Consider the following 15483-nt stretch of genomic DNA (forward strand, 5'->3'; position numbering starts at 1 on the left):
ACTTTCACCCGTATTCGAACTTGCCCCTTTCACTCTTTACTATTACTCGGTTGCCCTCTTTTCCCTTCTCACACCTTCCTATCACCTTCGCCCCCAATCCGAACCTCTCCGAAATCCTTATCACTTCCTCCGCCTCTTCAGGATCCACCACCAACTCGAACCCTACCCCCATGTTGAAAACTTGGTACATCTCCTCCCACCTCACCCTTCCTTCCTTCTGGATCAAGGAAAAGAGTGGATCGGGCTCGGGAAGCTGATCCTTCACGTAAACCACGTTCCTACCTATCCTCAGGCTCTTGGTTAGACCTCCTCCCGTGTTATGCACCATGGCCTTCACCCCCCTTCCCACCTTTTTAAGGATTCTCAGAACAACGGGAGCAAAGAAACGGGTGGGGGAGAGAAGGGCCTCACCCACGGTCATACCCAGCTCCTCCAAATAATCATCGAACTTGAACCTCCCCCTGTACCCTTCCCGGTCCACCAGCTCTGGATACTTGCGTGTGTATTCCCGTCTCATGAGGACATGTCTGGCCAAAGTTAGACCATTACACATGATGCCGCTGTTCTCCCTTTTCTCGTACTTCGTCCTCCCTCCGCTCCTCAGTCCCACGATGAGATCTCCCTTCCTTATTTCCTCCCCCCTTCTCACCTCTGAGAATTCGATCCTGGCGGCGATGGTTCCGGAAAGATCAAGGGTTCTCACTTGGTCGGGAAGATCCGCCGTTTCTCCCCCCAAAAAGGGAATTTCCAAACCAAGGGCCTCCAGCTCCTTCAGAGTCCTTCTGAAACCCTCCGCGAGGGAGGAAAGGAGCTCTCCTTTGGGGAGACGGTGGGGATTGAGGGTGAGGTAGTCGGCAAAAGCCAGCGGGGAGAAGGGACCCACACAAACCACATCGTCCACGTTCATGGCCAGAACATCCTGGGTCAACCCTTGAAACCATTCGAGATCCCCTGTCTCCTTCCAGTGAAGGTAGCTCTGCTGTGGTTTGCTTCCCGCCCCGTCCGTGTGGAGGATGATACCCTTTCCCCCTTTTCCCTTCCCCACGGGACAAAAGGGTTTCAGGTCCGCATCCAGGAGGGGGAGGAAGAGCTCTGTTCCCTTCTTCTTCACATCCACCCCAAGGGACCTGTAGAAGCTCAACCGCTCTCCCCCAGGGTCTCTGAAGCTAAGAGGGTGTTGTGCAAAAGCATCACCCTGGTCATGGGGCCCACTCCCCCGGGCACGGGGGTAAGATAGGAGGCCTTGCGGCTCACCCCCTCAAAGTCCACATCCCCCATCAGCTTTCCTCCCACATAGTTCATCCCCACGTCCACCACCACTGCCCCCTCTTTGATCATCTCCGCCGTTAAGACGAAGGAGGGTCTCCTTCCAACCGCCGAGACCACGATGTCCGCCTCCCTCGTCTTTCCCTCCAGGTCCCTCGTCTTGGAATGGCAGAGAAGAACGGTGGCATCCCTGTCCAGGAGGAGCTTGGCCAGGGGTTTGCCCACCAAATCGCTCCTGTTGATGATGGTCACCAACTTCCCCCTCACTTCCACACCATATCTGTCCAGGAGCTTCAGGATACCCTTGGGAGTGCAGGGGAGGAGGCTCCTCTCCGGATCGTACTGTCCTTTCCACAGCCTTCCCACGTTGTAGGGATGGAGACCGTCCACATCCTTCTGGGGGGAAATCTCCTCCACCAGCCTTGCGGAATTCAGGTGTGATGGGAGGGGAAGCTGTATGAAAATTCCGTGGACTCCCCTCTCCCCGTTCAGACGATGGAGGAGCTCCTTCAACTCTTCTTCCTCCACCGTAGGGGGAAAGGTGTAAAGCCTGAAGGAAATTCCCACTTCCTCGCAATCCTTCCTTTTCCCTTCCACGTAGATTTTGGAAGCTGGATGATCCCCCACCAGAAAGGTGGCGAGCGTGGGCACGATCCCCTTTCTCTTCAGCTCCACCACTTTCCCGCGCAACTCCGCCTTGATTTCCTCCGCCAGTGCCTTCCCATCCATTAGCACGGCCATATCTTCAGAAGGAGGGAGGAACCTTTTTCCCCAGCCTGTCTGAGTACTTGGCCAAAACGGGGTCTATCTCCCTCTCCAAGAAGCGCTCACATCTCTCCACCGCATCCCCCAAGTGCTTGGAGGGGTCCAAGATTTCCTCCCACTCCTCCTCGGTGAGAAGGGGACCCACCGAAGGATCCTCCTTCAGAAGGGAAGGCAAGGGGTTCTCCCCCCCTTCCCTGATCCTCTCCCAAGCCATGGAAGAAAGTCTTCTCAGCCTTTCGTGGAGCTCCTGCCTGTTTCCCCCCTTCTTCACCAGCACCATCAGGAGGGGCTCTAGGGCGGAAAAGGGGAAGAAGAGTTTCAGGTTCCTATCGATCATGGTCTTGTTTACCTCCATTCCCTCCACCAAGTGCTGGTAGAGGATAAGGATTTCGTCCACCGCCAAAAAACCTTCTGCCAAAATTACCCTCCTATTGGCCGAATCATCCAAAGTGCGTTCGAAGAGGGTATGGGAAGCATTTTCCCATGCCACCCTTGGGAGGGAGGCCACGTATCTGGCCAGGGAACACATACGTTCGGAGAGAACGGGGTTGCGCTTGAAGGGCATGGCGGAGGATCCCACCTGCTTTTCCCCTATGGGCTCGTAGACCTCGCCCCAGAGGGGTGAATGCGTGTGCCTGAGATCCGCTCCAAACTTATGGGCACTCTGGGCAATCCCGGCGAGGACGGAAAGGACTATGAAGTCCTGCTTTCTGGGATAGGTCTGCCCCGAGACGGTGAAGTAAGAAAGACCCAGTTTTTCCATCACCCTGGCCTCCAGCTCCTCGGGCCTGGCCTTTCCTTCCAATAATCTCTTGAAGCTGGCCGAGGTACCCACCGCTCCCTTCATACCCTTTCCCTTCAGGAATTCTGAAAGGAGGATCTCCACCGCCCTGAGATCGATTAAAAGATCTTGGGCATATAGGGCCAACCTGTATCCCAGCGTGGTGGGCTCCGCGGGTTGCAGATGGGTCCAACCCATACAGATGGTGTCCTTATGCTCCCTTATCCGAAGGGAAAGGGCGTGAAGACAGTTCACCAACCTCGTGAGGAGGAGGTCGAGTGCCCTCCTCATCCTCAGAACTTCTGCGTTGTCCTCTACATCCATGGAAGTGGCACCCAGATGGAGCTTCCCACCACCCTTAGAACACTGCTGGGAGAAAACCTTCAGCTCTGCCATGAGGTCATGCTTTATTTCCCTCTCCAATTTATGGGAGAGCTCCAGATCTATGTGTTCCTTTTCAGCCTTCTCCCTTATCTCCTTCAGCTCCTCTTCGGAAATCAAACCCCATTCGGCTTGAGCCTCGGCCAGTGCCCTCCAAATCTTCCTCCAAAGTGCCCTGTACTCCAGCTCGGAGAAAAGGGATCTCATCTCCTCGCTGCCGTACCTCCAAGTAAAAGGGGATAGAAAGGTGCTGTAATCGAAGCTCATCCCTTTTTCTTCTCTTACAAGGTTTTTAATTTTGGGGAAAAAAGGAAGGGAAGATGAAGGTAAGGAATGCCCTGATAAGCGTTTGGGACAAAAGGGGTTTGGAAGAGTTTGCCAAGGGTTTGGTTGAACTTGGAGTTCAACTTTTCTCCAGCGGAGGAACCGCTCGCTTTCTGAGGGAAAAGGGAATACCCGTCAAAGAAGTGAGTGAACTCACGGGTTTTCCCGAAATCTTGGACGGAAGGGTCAAGACCCTCCATCCCTTCATCCATGCGGGCATCCTAGCCAAGAGAAACCAGTCATCCCATCTAAACACTTTGAAGGAAAGGGGGATACCCACCATCGACTTGGTGGTTGTAAACCTCTATCCCTTCGTGGAAACTATTAGCAAAGCTGGAGTGGAGCTAGAGGAGGTCTTAGAGAACATCGACATCGGGGGCCCTGCCCTGGTGAGGGCGGCCGCCAAGAACTACAGGGATGTGATCGTGGTGGTCAGACCGGAGAGGTATGGGGAGGTTTTGGAGGAGCTGAGATCGAAAGGGGACTTGGGAGAGGAAAAAAGACTGGAACTGGCCGTGGAAGCCTTTGCCCACACCTCTTACTACGACTCTTCCATCTTCTCCTATCTGACCGGACTGCTTCCCCAGCGGACCTTTCCCACCTTCCTGGGACTGGGCTACAGAAAGCTCCTCGATCTGAGGTATGGGCAGAATCCCCACCAGAGGGGGGCTTTCTATGCCGAAGTTCCCGCCTGGGGGATGGCAACCGCCAAGCTCTATCAGGGAAGGGAACTGTCTTTTAACAATCTCCTAGACCTGGACTCGGCGGTGGAAATCCTCAGAGAGTTCGAGGAGACCACGGCGGTGGTGATCAAGCACACCAACCCCTGCGGGGTGGCCTCCGATCCAGAGGTCTGGAAGGCCTACGTCAAAGCTAGGGAATGCGACCCCATCTCTGCCTATGGAGGGGTGGTGGGGATAAACCGAAAGGTCGATAGAAAGACTGCGGAGGAGATCACTTCTACCTTCATCGAGGCCGTGGTGGCCCCCTCCTACGAACCGGAGGCCCTGGAGGTGATGAAGAAGAAAACCAACATGAGGGTGCTAGAGCTTCCCTCCTTCGAAAGCAAGGCAAAGATGCGTTTCAAACAGATAAGCGGTGGACTCCTAGTTGAGGAAGAGAACTCCCTCCTCCTGCGTCCTGAGGAACTCAGGGTGGTCACAGAGAGGAAGCCCACTCGAGAAGAAATGGAACAGCTCCTTTTCGCCTGGAAGGTGGTGAAACATGTGAAATCCAATGCGATCGTGGTGGCCAGGGACAAGCAAGCGGTGGGGATTGGGGCTGGGCAGACGAGCAGGGTGGACTCCACCGAGATAGCCCTGAAAAAGGCGGGTCCGCGCGCGAGGGGGGCCGTTCTCGCTTCTGATGCCTTTTTCCCTTTCCCCGACTCGGTCCAAAAGGCGGCCGAGGCTGGAATCACGGCCATCATCCAACCTGGAGGTTCTATCAGGGACAAGGAATCCATTGATGAAGCCAACAAGCATGGCATGGCTATGGTCTTCACCGGAATAAGGCACTTCAAACACTGAGTTCCAGAGGGGAGGGAATGGAGGTACTGGAAGAGGGGAAAGGGAAGCTTTTGGGATGGTGTGATCCGGAAGAACACAGGGAATGGGTGAGAAAGAACAAAACCAGGGAAATGGTTGAAAAAGTCATTACCCTCAAAGAAGCTGTTAGCCGCTTCGTCAGGAGGGGTTGCCTGATGGCTTTTGGAGGCTTTGGACACGTGAGGGTTTCCATGGCCTTCATCTACGAAATGATCAGGCAAAGGAAAAGGGGTTTGAAGGTGGCCGGAAAAACCGCCGTACACGATCTCGATTGTCTGATCGCGGCTGGTTGTGTGGAAGAAGTGGAGGTGGCCTATTCCTTTGGACACGAACTGAGGGGGCTTTCCCCCGCCTCCAGGAGGGCGGTAGAAAGCGGGAAGGTGAAGGTGGTGGCGGAGTTAAGCAATGCTGCCTATCAATGGAGGTTTAAGGCCGCAGCGGCCGGGCTCCCCTTCATGCCTGCTTACGTCATGCTGGGGACCGACACCTTCAAGAGAAGCTCGGCCAAAGTGGTACGTGACCCCTTTACGGGTAGACCCATCTGTCTCCTTCCGGCCTGCTTTCCAGACGTAGCCGTCATCCACGTGCATGAGTGCGATCCTTACGGAAATTGTAGGATTGAAGGAGCATTGGTGGAGGATTCAGAGCTGGCTAGGGCGGCCAAAAGGTTGGTGATAACCACGGAAAAAATCGTCCCTACAGAGAAGATAAGGAAGGAACCTTGGAGAACCGTTATTCCCTACTTCTACGTGGATGCCGTCGTGGAAGTTCCTTATGGTTCTCATCCATGCAACATGCCTGGTCTCTATTATTTCGATGAGGAGCACTTAGCGGAGTATCTTCATCTGACCAAAACAGAGGAAGGAACAATGGAATACTTCGAAGAGTATGTGTACGGGGTGGAGGACTTCCCACAGTATCTGGAAAGGGTGGGTGGGAAGAAGAAGCTAAAGCTACTCGAAAGACTGGAGAAGGGAAAGGGACCCTACTCTTACCCCTGGAAGGGGAGATGATGGAATACAGCAGGACGGAGATGATGGTGATAGCTGCCTCCCGCCTGCTGAGAGATGGGAAAATCGTTCTCACCGGAACGGGCATGCCCGTACTTGCGACCCTTTTGGCCAAGACCGTGAGGGCACCCAACCTTTCCATCATCTTCGAGGCTGGGGGAATAGCCCCCATGCGCCCTCCCACCCTTCCCCTCTCCGTAGGGGATTCCATGACCACCTACAAGGCCGTGATGGCCGCCAGCATGGATCATGTCATGTCCCTCGCCCAAGCTGGGTACGCCGACTATGCCTTCCTTGGGGCTGCCCAGATAGATCCTTACGGTAACCTCAACACCACCGTGATAGGTCCCTACGAGCGGCCCAAGATCAGGCTTCCAGGAAGTGGAGGGGCAAACGATTTCGGCTCCCTTTCCTGGAGAACCATCGTTCTCATGAAACAGGGAAAGAACAGGTTCGTGAAAAAGCTGGATTTCCTCACTACCCCGGGCTATCTCGACGGAAAGGGGGCCAGGGAAAAAGCTGGGCTCCCCAGGGGAACGGGACCTTGGAGGGTGGTCACCCAACTCGGGGTTTATGGGTTCGGAAGGGATTTGAGACTCAGACTCCTCAGGATCTATTCCGGGGTAACGCTGGAAGAGGTGAGGAACTCCAGCGGTTTCGAAGTGGTAAGGGGAAAGGTGGGAAGGGAACCCGAGCCTACTCCAAAGGAACTGAAGACCTTGAGGGAGCTGGACCCACACGGGATAATCATAGGAAAATGATTAACTTCCCCTCTCGGCTTCCGAGGGAAGTAAAACATCGTGGGGTTTGGTCTCCTGGGCCCCCAAGGGGGAGAGAACCGCGAACCTGGCCTTCTCCCAGAGCTCCCTGATGTTCCTAGCACCCGCATATCCCATGGAGGCCTTCAGTCCAAGCACCAGTTCCTTTATGGCTACGCTCACCTCTCCCTTGTAAGGCACCCATCCTTCCACCCCTTCCACTATCCCCTTGGAGGGTAGGGAATATCTGTCCAGGGAGTATCTCTTGGCCATGGCCGAGGGACTTCCCATTCCCCTGTACTGCTTGTAGTATCTTCCGCCTATGCTCACCAAGGCACCCGGTGCCTCCTTGCATCTGGCGAAGAGGTTTCCGGCCATCACCGCGGAAGCACCAGCGGCGAGGGCCAAGGCTATGTCCCCAGGACCGCGAATTCCCCCATCCGCTATGATGGGGAGCTCCATACCGTAGTCCCTGAGAGCATCGGCCACGCTGGCGGTGGCGTAGAGGGTTGGAGCACCTGCCTTGGTGACCTCCGTGGTCACGCATATGGAACCGGAACCCACACCCACCCTGAAGCCCGCCACTCCCTCCAGCTTGGTGATCACATCCTCCGCCGCTTGATAGGTCCCCACGTTCCCCACCACCAGATCCGCCTCCACCTCTTTCAGCATCTTCTTGGTTGCCTCCAACACGGCTGAGTTGTGGAAGTGTGCCACGTCGGTCACCAGCACGTTCACGTATTTGTCCAACTTTTTCGCCCTTTCCAAATCGAAGGGAGAAACCGCGGCAGCACAGAGGAGTTGTCCTTCCTCATCCCTCGCCGCATCTGGATACTTCCCCCTCAGCATGATGTCCTTGAAGGTAATGAGTCCCTTGAGGTTTCCCTTCTCATCCACGATGGGTAGCTTCTCGATCCTGTGCCTGTGCAGTAGCTCCTTGGCCTCCTCCAAGCTTATCCCTTCTCTGGCCGTGATCACCTCCTTCGTCATCACGCTCTCCACCTTGAACTCTGGATTGGCGAATCGGACATCCCTTCCCGTCAGGATCCCCACCAATTTTCCACCCTCCACTACGGGCAAACCGGAGATGTGGTGGGTTTCCATCAGCTTTATGGCCTCCCCCACGGTCTGCTCCGGGCTTACCGTGATCACATCCCTTATCACCAGTGCCTCCGCCCTCTTCACCTTCTTGGCCATCTCCACCTGTTCCTCCACGCTACAGTTCCTGTGAAGAACTCCCACTCCTCCCTCTCTCGCCATGGCTATGGCCATCTCGGTCTCCGTGACGGTGTCCATGGGAGAGGAAACTAGGGGAATGTTCAGGGAATAATTCTTGGTGAACTTCGTTCTCACATCGATTTCCGAAGGCTCCACGGCCAAGCCTGGCAGGAGGATGAGGTCATGGAAGGTGAAAGCCAGCTCCGCTCCCACTATTTTCTTCCTGAAACCTCCTTCCGGCACCTTTCCACCTTTTTCTAAGGGAAAAGGGGAGTTTAATCCTATCGATAAGGGAATTCTAATCCTCGAATTCCCCCAGGAGTTCCTCCACCTCTCTCCTCACCCTCTCCACCTCCACCACCACCACTCCCTCCTTCGGCTGTCCATAGAGGACTGCGGTGCCTGGAGGAGATTTCATCACGGCCACGAGCGTGGCGAGGTCTTCCTCACCCTCCACCACTATTTTCAGGGGAGGAGGGAGATCGAAGGCCTTCCACAGTTCATCGGAAAGGGTAGCGGGTGGGTTGACCACCCTTTTCTCCGGAAGATCCAGCCTCTCCAGCCTCTTCCTCTCTTCTTCGGCAAGCGGGGAACGGAGGGTCTTGAGGTCGACCACGCACACATCTGGTCTGATTCCCTCCTCCAAGAGGGTGAGGGTGACCCTATCCCCCACCGTCACTATCCTCTTCGGCTTCAGGGTTCTCAGATACTCCACCGCCTCGCCCATGCTCGGGAAAACCCTTCCCAGTGGTCTTTTGAGTCTGTCCCTCAAGTGTTCGGGAAGTTTCATCCCCATCTCCCCAGCAGGAAGGCCAAGAGGCCGAAGAGCATCCAGAGGAGGGAAAGACGTTTGAAGCTCTTCGCCCTTTCCGGCGAGGGATCCCTCAACGAGAGGAGACCCGTGAGGAGGAAGCCCCCATCCGCGAACAGCAAGGGTGGGAGATACCAGACGGAGACCTCTCCCAAGAGGAGGGGGAGGGGACTGAGTGCCACGGCGGAAAGGTAAAAGAGAAAAACGAAGGGAGCGGCTCCCCCCACTCCCCTCGTCACCGCCAGCGTCCTTATTCCCCTCCTCCTGTCTCCTTCCACATCCGCCATTCCCTTCAGGATTTCCCTCCCTGTGTTGGAGAGGAAGGCCATTAACACGAAGAGGGAGAGGGAAGGAGTAGGTTTCTCCCCGAGCACGAGGGGACCGTAAAGAAAGGGTACGGCCACACAGGTACTCACCATTAAGTTCCCCGGCAGTCCCGTTTTCTTTCCCCTTGCATTGTAATAGGTGGAGAGGAGGAAGGAAAGTAGGGCCACGAGCAAGGGATAGGGGGTACCACGCTCCGCGAAACTCCCGGCGGCGGAGAGGAATCCAATGGCCGCCCATCCGGAAGCGAAGAAAAGGGCTTCCCTAGGAGAGACAAGCCCGCTGGGAATGGGTCTACCCGGCTGGTTCACTTCATCCACGAAGCGATCGAAGTAGTCGTTGATGGTCATGGAAGCTCCCGTGAGGAAAAAGGCCGTGGAAAAACCCAGAAGGCTTGGGAGGAATTCCATCCTTCCCACCGCCAGGACTTCCCCCACCAGGACGGCCAACCCCATCATCAAACAGTTGGGAAGCCTTGCGAGGGAAAGGAAAGCCGAGAGCCTTCGAAGGGAGGACATACTTCCAAGGGGGATGAACCCTCCAAGTTTTAACCCTACCGCAGCTTCCAAAAGGACATTTTATAATAACTTAACATGCAAAGACTCAAGGACATGGAACTCGGAAAAACCACTTCCCTCTGCCCGGAATGCCTGAAGCTCCTCCAAGCGACCCTTTACGAAAGGGAAGGGAAGGTCTGGATGAAAAAAACCTGTCCCGAACACGGGGAATTCGAGGAAGTATACAGTGGATCTTACGAGTGGTACAAAAGGGCTGAAAAATACGCGATGGACGGAAGGGGGATAGAGAATCCCCAGATAACTAAAGAAGAACCCTCCTGTCCCCAAGACTGCGGTCTTTGCCGTTTACACCTCAGCCACACCGCACTTGCGAACGTCGTTCTAACGAATCGATGCGATCTGGTTTGTTTTTACTGTTTCTTCTATGCCCAGCGTATGGGTTACGTTTACGAACCCACCCTGGAACAGATAGAGCAGATGTTCAAGGTCCTCAAGGAAGAGAAACCCATCGCCTGTAATGCCGTGCAATTCACGGGTGGGGAGCCCTGTCTGAGGGAAGACTTGGTCGAGATCGTGAAACTCGCGAAATCCTACGATTTCGACCACATCCAGCTCAACACCAACGGAATAAGGCTTGCCCACAACCCAGAATTGGTCGAAAAAATCCGCGAGGCAGGGGTCAACACCCTCTACCTGAGCTTCGACGGGGTGAGCGAGAAAACCAATCCCAAGAACCACTGGGAATTTCCCTTGACACTCGAGCACTGTCGCAAGGTGGGGCTGGGAATCGTCCTCGTGCCCACCATCATCAAAGGGGTGAACGACCACGAAGTGGGGGAAATGGTCAAGTATGCCTTCAAGAACCTCGATATCGTCAGGAGCGTGAACTTCCAACCCATCTCCTTGGTGGGAAGGATGCCCAGAAACGAAAGGAACAGGTACAGGATAACCATTCCCGAGGTCATCAAAAAGCTGGAAGAACAAACCAACGGCGAGATCACCCTCGAAGATTTCTTCCCAGTGCCCACGGCGATGGTGATAAGCAGGTTCATCGAAGAGCTCACGGGAAAACCGAGCTACGATCTCAGCTCCCACTTCGCTTGCGGGGCTGCCACCTACGTCTTCAAGGAGGATGGGAAGATGATTCCGATCACCAAGTTCATAGACGTGGAGGGCTTCCTGGAATACCTGAAGGAGAAAACGGAGGAACTCAGAAAGGGAAAGAGCAAGACCCTCATCAAGCTGAAGCTTCTCACCTCCATGGGAAAGTTCATAGATTCCAGGAAGAAGCCCAAGGACCTGAAGCTCGGCAGACTCCTCTACCACTTGCTCATCAGACGCGACTACGGTGCCCTGGGTAAGTTCCACCTGAAATCCCTCTTCATAGGGATGATGCACTTCATGGATCTCTACAACTACGATGTGGAAAGGGTGAAGAGATGTTGCATTCACTACGTGATGAGCGACAACAGAATAGTTCCCTTCTGTGCCTTCAACGTCATTCCGGAATGGTACAGGGACAGGGATCAGGAAAGCCAGGGGATCTCAATAGAGGAGTGGGAGAGGAGAACGGGAAAAAAGCTCAAAGATGATCTTTACAAAAGGGATGTGGAGAAACTGAAGAGGACGGAAGCCTATAGGAAGTTCGAACAGGATCTCAGGGAGATTAGGTCCGGTCTCTATTAGCCCAGCCCAACGCTTTCCTTATATGTCTACCGGAAAAGTTAGCTGAAGATGTTGGCTAAAGAGTACGATGTCATCGTGGTTGGAGCGGGACCGGCTGGCCTGATGGCCTCTCGGGGGGCCGCGGAAAGGGGGGCGGATACCCTTCTGCTTGAAAGGGAAAATTCGTTGGGGAAAAAACCATGCGGCGAGGCCGTGTCCCTCTCCACCCTCAAAGATGCTGGGGTGAGGGGTAGAAAATTCATCCGCAACCGTGTGGAAATTTTTAGGGTTCATGCACCCGACGAGAGGAAGTACGTCGACATCCTTTCCCGCAAACTCGGTACGGCGGGGTACGTGATAGAGAAGGGACTCTTCCTGAAGGAGCTGGCCTATCTGGCCGTCAGAAGGGGGGTGGAGATCAGGATGGGAACCCCCGTACTGGACCTAAAGAGGAGGGAGGGAAAATGGGAAGTGCTGGTCCGATTCGGTGGAGAAAGGAGAAAGGTGCGGGGCAAAGTCGTGATAGGGTGCGATGGGGTTAACTCGGTGGTTGCCAGCAGGGCCCTTGGAGTGAAAAGGCCAGAGGTCATACCCTGCTTCCAGTACAAGATGGTGAACTGCGGAGTTGAGGATCCCCACATGTTGGAAGTTTATTTGGGAAGGGAAGTGGCACCTGGGGGCTACGTTTGGGTCTTCCCAAAGGACGGGGGCGAAGCCAACGTGGGAATAGGGGTAAGGGGAGCACCCGCCAAGCCTTACTTGGATCGTTTCCTTTCTTCTCATCCCTCCCTCTTCGGTAAGGCGGGAATAGTGGAGGTGGGGGCCGCACCCGTACCGGTGGGTGGGGAAGTGGAGAGGTTGGTGGATGAAGGGGTGATGCTTTGCGGGGACGCGGGGGGGCAAGTAATACCCCTCACGGGTGGAGGAATCCATTCCTCCGTGGTCGCAGGGAAGGTGGCGGGAGAGGTGGCGGGAGGGGTGGTGAAGGGTGAAAACACGGTGGAGGAATATCCCAGAAGGTACGAGGAATGGAGCAACAGAATTGCCCGAAGCCTCAAGGTCCTGAGACTGATCGAGAAATTGAACGACAAAGAACTCAACCAGCTGGCCGACCTCCTCACCGGACAGGACGTGGTGGATCTGGCCAACGGGTTGAATCTGAAGAGGGTGGGAAGGAAGCTGCTGAAGCATCCATATTTTGCCCTCCGCCTCGCCAGAGGACTGCTGGGTGGTTGAGTGGGAAGGGTGGAGGAATACCTGTTGAAGGGTCTGCGCAAACATCCCCTACATCTCACGCTGGTGGATCCGGAAAAGACGAGGGGGGAAAAGGCCGGAAGGCTCTGCAGGGAAGCGGAAAAGGCTGGGACCTCCGCCATCATGGTGGGAGGTTCCACCGTTTGTTCCACGACCCTCGTGGATGAAACCGTTAAAAGCATTAAGAAGGCGGTGGACCTTCCGGTGATCCTCTTTCCCAACAATCTCTCCGGCATCAGCAGATATGCCGATGCCATCTTCTTCATGTCCCTCCTCAATTCCTCCAATCCCTACTTCCTCATAGATGTGCAGGCGCTGGGGGCTCCCCTCGTGAAGGAATATGGACTGGAAGTTTTACCCATGGGATACCTCATCCTGGGAAGCGGGGGGACAGCGGGTTTCGTGGGGCAGGCGAGATACCTTCCACCCGAAAAGGCGGAGCTGGCCGCAGCCTATTGCCTAGCAGCCGAGTACCTGGGAATGCATTTCGTCTATTTGGAAGCGGGTTCGGGTGCCCCAGCACCCGTTCCCACCCAAACCATCTCCACGGTCAGGAAATGGGTGAGGCTACCCCTCATCGTGGGGGGAGGGATAAAGAAGGGGGAGGATGCGGAAAGGGTGGCGAGGGCGGGGGCCGACCTGATCGTGACGGGAACGGTGGTGGAGGAAGGGGGGGCAGAAAGGATAAGGGAAATAGTGGAGGCCCTCCGAAGGGTCGACCGGGGTAAGGGGAGTTGAGGGACATCCACACGATCGACCTCCCCACTAAGGTGGTGGTGGGGAGAGGAGTTATCGAGGTAGTGGGTGAAATCTGCAGGGGGCTCGGACTGAAGGACAGGGTCTTGGTGCTTTCCGGTCCCCACACCTACGAAAGGGCGGGAAGGAAGGTCGTCAAGTCACTGGAGGAAGAGGATTTCGAACCCCATTTCTTCAGGGTGAGGGGTGAACCCCTGGAAGAGGTAAAGGAGGAAATAGAGAAGGTGCGTCCCTCCTTCCTGGTGGGGGTGGGAGGGGGAAGGGTGATAGATCTGGCCAAATATTCCTCCTTCAAAGCCAACCTCCCCTTCCTCAGCATCCCCACGGCGGCCTCGCACGACGGTATAGCCAGTTCTAGGGCTTCCCTTCGCCGGTTGGGACCCCTTTCCGTCGATGCCCGCACCCCCCTGGCCATCCTAGCAGACGTGGAAGTGATTTCCCGTTCTCCCCACCGCCTGACGGCCAGTGGATGCGGTGACCTCGTGGCGAAGTTCACCGCCGTCAAGGACTGGAGGCTCTCCCACCTCCTCACGGGGGAATACTACGGGGAGTATGCCGCCCAGCTGGCCCTGATGAGTGCGGAGATGACGGCGAAACACTCGAAGCTGATAGGGGAGGGGAAGGAAGAGGGGGTAAGGGTGGTGGTGGAAGCCCTCATCAGCTGTGGGGTGGCCATGTGCATAGCGGGAAGCTCCAGACCGTGCAGCGGTTCGGAACATTCCTTCGCCCACGCGCTGGAGGAGCTTTCCCCAAACACCTCCCTCCATGGGGAGAGATGTGGGGTGGGAACCATCCTCATGGCCTACCTGCACGGACTCAACTGGAAGAGGATACGCAGGGTCCTTTTGGAGGTGGGGGCCCCCACCACGGCGGAGGAGTTGGGAGTGGAGGAGGAAACGATAGTGGAGGCCCTCCTCAGGGCAAAGGAGATCAGACCGGAGAGGTTCACCATCCTGAACAGGAAGGAAATGGATAGAAGGATCGCCCGAAGGATTGCACAGAAAACGGGTGTGATCTAGCCGGAGAGGGGCAACATCCTTTCCTCGGATACCCCGAAGACCTCCCTCCTTATCTCCTCCAAAAGGAGATCGAGATTCTTCCCCTCCTTTGCGGAGATGGGGAGAAGGGGAAGGGGAAGTCTTCCCAGTACCTCCACCTTCTCCTTCAATTCTTGGGGGGAAAGAAGGTCTATTTTGTTCAGCGCCAACAGGATCTTCAAGTTTTTTCCAGAGAGTATTTCCAGGCTCACCTTGAGCTTTCTGAGGATCTCCGCCATGGGATCGCTCCCATCCAGCACCAGGATCACCAGATCCGCAGAGTAAATTTCCTCCAGGGCTGCCTTGAAGGCCTCCACCATCCACGGGGGGAGGCCCTCGATGAACCCCACCGAATCCGTCATCAGGATCCTTTCGCATCCCTTCACCGCCCTTGTCCTTACGGTCAGAGTGGTGAACATCCTGTTGTCCACCTCCACGTTGGAATGGGTAAGGGCGTTGAGAAGGGTGGACTTCCCGGCATTCGTATAACCCGCCAAGGCCACCAGCCTGAAACCCCTCCTCCTGCGCTGCTCCCTCCTCTTTTCCCTGGATTCCGCCAGGGCCTTGAGCTTCCTCCTCAGAAGGGCCATCCTCCTCTTTATCATGTCCATGTACATGTTGAGCTCGTATTCTCCCCTTCCCCTGAATCCAGGCTGCTCCACGGACAACAGGTTCCTTATCCTCTCCCTGATCCTGGGAAGCTCATAGCTGAGCCTGGCATATTCCACCTGGAGCTTGGCTTCCGGGGATCCTGCCCTGCGGGCGAAGATCTCCAAGATGAGCTGGAACCTATCCATCACCTCCACTCCCAGCTCTTTGTTCAGGTTGAAGAGTTGGGAAGGGGTGAGTTGGTTGGCGAAAATCACCAACTCTGCCCCCCTTTCTTTAACGAGCTCAGCTATTTCCTTCACCTTCCCCCTTCCTATTTGGAAGGCGGGATCGGTCTCCCTCACCTGTACTACTTTATCCACCACCTCATATCCCATGGTCTTCGCAAGTTCTTCCAGCTCTCCCAGCTCATCCTTCCCTCCGGGTTGTACCCTCTGCACTAGGATGGCTCGCATCCCT

14 protein-coding genes are annotated in these 15483 nt (G+C 55.6%); 7 read left to right on the forward strand and 7 right to left on the reverse strand.

The genetic code is table 11. From position 1 onward, the window contains the following. Positions 1-4: 4 nt before the first annotated feature. From QXG22_02780 to purB, 3 genes are read right to left on the reverse strand one after another with little or no spacing between them, the layout of a single operon-like run. Entirely contained in the window at positions 5-1141 is a 1137-nt protein-coding gene (locus tag QXG22_02780; protein MEM0358921.1) for an AIR synthase-related protein, read from the reverse strand. Further along, positions 1138-2007, reverse strand: a complete 870-nt coding sequence (locus tag QXG22_02785) for a tetrahydrofolate dehydrogenase/cyclohydrolase catalytic domain-containing protein (protein MEM0358922.1) — start codon at positions 2005-2007, stop codon at positions 1138-1140. Before QXG22_02785 ends, QXG22_02780 begins: the two co-directional genes overlap by 4 nt. Positions 2008-2011: 4 nt before the next feature. Continuing rightward, positions 2012-3460 (reverse strand): adenylosuccinate lyase, encoded by a 1449-nt coding sequence (gene purB / locus QXG22_02790; GenBank protein ID MEM0358923.1) that lies wholly within the window; start codon positions 3458-3460, stop codon positions 2012-2014. Positions 3461-3513: 53 nt separating this feature from the next. Here purB and purH point away from each other — a divergent pair, with 53 nt between their 5' ends. Genes purH through QXG22_02805 form a run of 3 tightly spaced genes read left to right on the forward strand, consistent with a single transcriptional unit; the run spans position 3514 to position 6835 of the window. Further along, positions 3514-5046: a bifunctional phosphoribosylaminoimidazolecarboxamide formyltransferase/IMP cyclohydrolase gene (purH, locus tag QXG22_02795; GenBank protein ID MEM0358924.1), complete on the forward strand. Its 1533-nt coding sequence runs from the start codon at positions 3514-3516 to the stop codon at positions 5044-5046. 17 nt (positions 5047-5063) lie between these two features. Continuing rightward, a complete protein-coding gene (locus tag QXG22_02800; GenBank protein ID MEM0358925.1) occupies positions 5064-6077 on the forward strand; it encodes a CoA-transferase in 1014 nt (337 codons plus the stop codon). After that, a complete protein-coding gene (locus QXG22_02805) occupies positions 6077-6835 on the forward strand; it encodes a CoA-transferase (protein ID MEM0358926.1) in 759 nt (252 codons plus the stop codon). The genes QXG22_02800 and QXG22_02805 overlap by 1 nt, the downstream gene beginning before the upstream one ends. Here QXG22_02805 and guaB read toward each other — a convergent pair whose 3' ends face one another. Genes guaB through QXG22_02820 form a run of 3 tightly spaced genes read right to left on the reverse strand, consistent with a single transcriptional unit; the run spans position 6836 to position 9703 of the window. After that, positions 6836-8293: an IMP dehydrogenase gene (gene guaB, locus QXG22_02810; protein ID MEM0358927.1), complete on the reverse strand. Its 1458-nt coding sequence runs from the start codon at positions 8291-8293 to the stop codon at positions 6836-6838. A 55-nt stretch (positions 8294-8348) separates the two neighbouring features. Next, on the reverse strand, positions 8349-8840 hold the full coding sequence (locus QXG22_02815) for a DUF359 domain-containing protein (GenBank protein ID MEM0358928.1): 492 nt from the start codon (positions 8838-8840) through the stop codon (positions 8349-8351). After that, positions 8837-9703 carry a UbiA family prenyltransferase gene (locus QXG22_02820; protein ID MEM0358929.1) on the reverse strand — a complete coding sequence of 289 codons (867 nt, stop codon included), beginning with the start codon at positions 9701-9703 and terminating at the stop codon, positions 8837-8839. Before QXG22_02820 ends, QXG22_02815 begins: the two co-directional genes overlap by 4 nt. Before the next feature lie 75 nt (positions 9704-9778). Here QXG22_02820 and QXG22_02825 point away from each other — a divergent pair, with 75 nt between their 5' ends. From QXG22_02825 to QXG22_02840, 4 genes are read left to right on the forward strand one after another with little or no spacing between them, the layout of a single operon-like run. Further along, positions 9779-11389 (forward strand): radical SAM protein, encoded by a 1611-nt coding sequence (locus tag QXG22_02825; GenBank protein ID MEM0358930.1) that lies wholly within the window; start codon positions 9779-9781, stop codon positions 11387-11389. A 48-nt stretch (positions 11390-11437) separates the two neighbouring features. Continuing rightward, positions 11438-12604 carry an NAD(P)/FAD-dependent oxidoreductase gene (locus QXG22_02830; GenBank protein MEM0358931.1) on the forward strand — a complete coding sequence of 389 codons (1167 nt, stop codon included), beginning with the start codon at positions 11438-11440 and terminating at the stop codon, positions 12602-12604. Next, positions 12605-13360 carry a geranylgeranylglyceryl/heptaprenylglyceryl phosphate synthase gene (locus QXG22_02835; GenBank protein MEM0358932.1) on the forward strand — a complete coding sequence of 252 codons (756 nt, stop codon included), beginning with the start codon at positions 12605-12607 and terminating at the stop codon, positions 13358-13360. Then, complete coding sequence (locus tag QXG22_02840; protein ID MEM0358933.1) at positions 13357-14397, forward strand: NAD(P)-dependent glycerol-1-phosphate dehydrogenase; 1041 nt, start codon at positions 13357-13359, stop codon at positions 14395-14397. Before QXG22_02835 ends, QXG22_02840 begins: the two co-directional genes overlap by 4 nt. On the opposite strand, the gene hflX is transcribed toward QXG22_02840, so the two are convergent. After that, the gene (gene hflX, locus QXG22_02845; GenBank protein ID MEM0358934.1) at positions 14394-15479 is read right to left on the reverse strand and encodes a GTPase HflX; all 1086 of its coding nucleotides are present in this window, start codon (positions 15477-15479) and stop codon (positions 14394-14396) included. The two genes, QXG22_02840 and hflX, sit on opposite strands and share 4 nt — an antisense overlap. Positions 15480-15483 lie beyond the last annotated feature (4 nt).

It is taken from the genome of Candidatus Hadarchaeales archaeon, assembly GCA_038736355.1.
GTDB lineage: Archaea > Hadarchaeota > Hadarchaeia > Hadarchaeales > WYZ-LMO6 > WYZ-LMO6.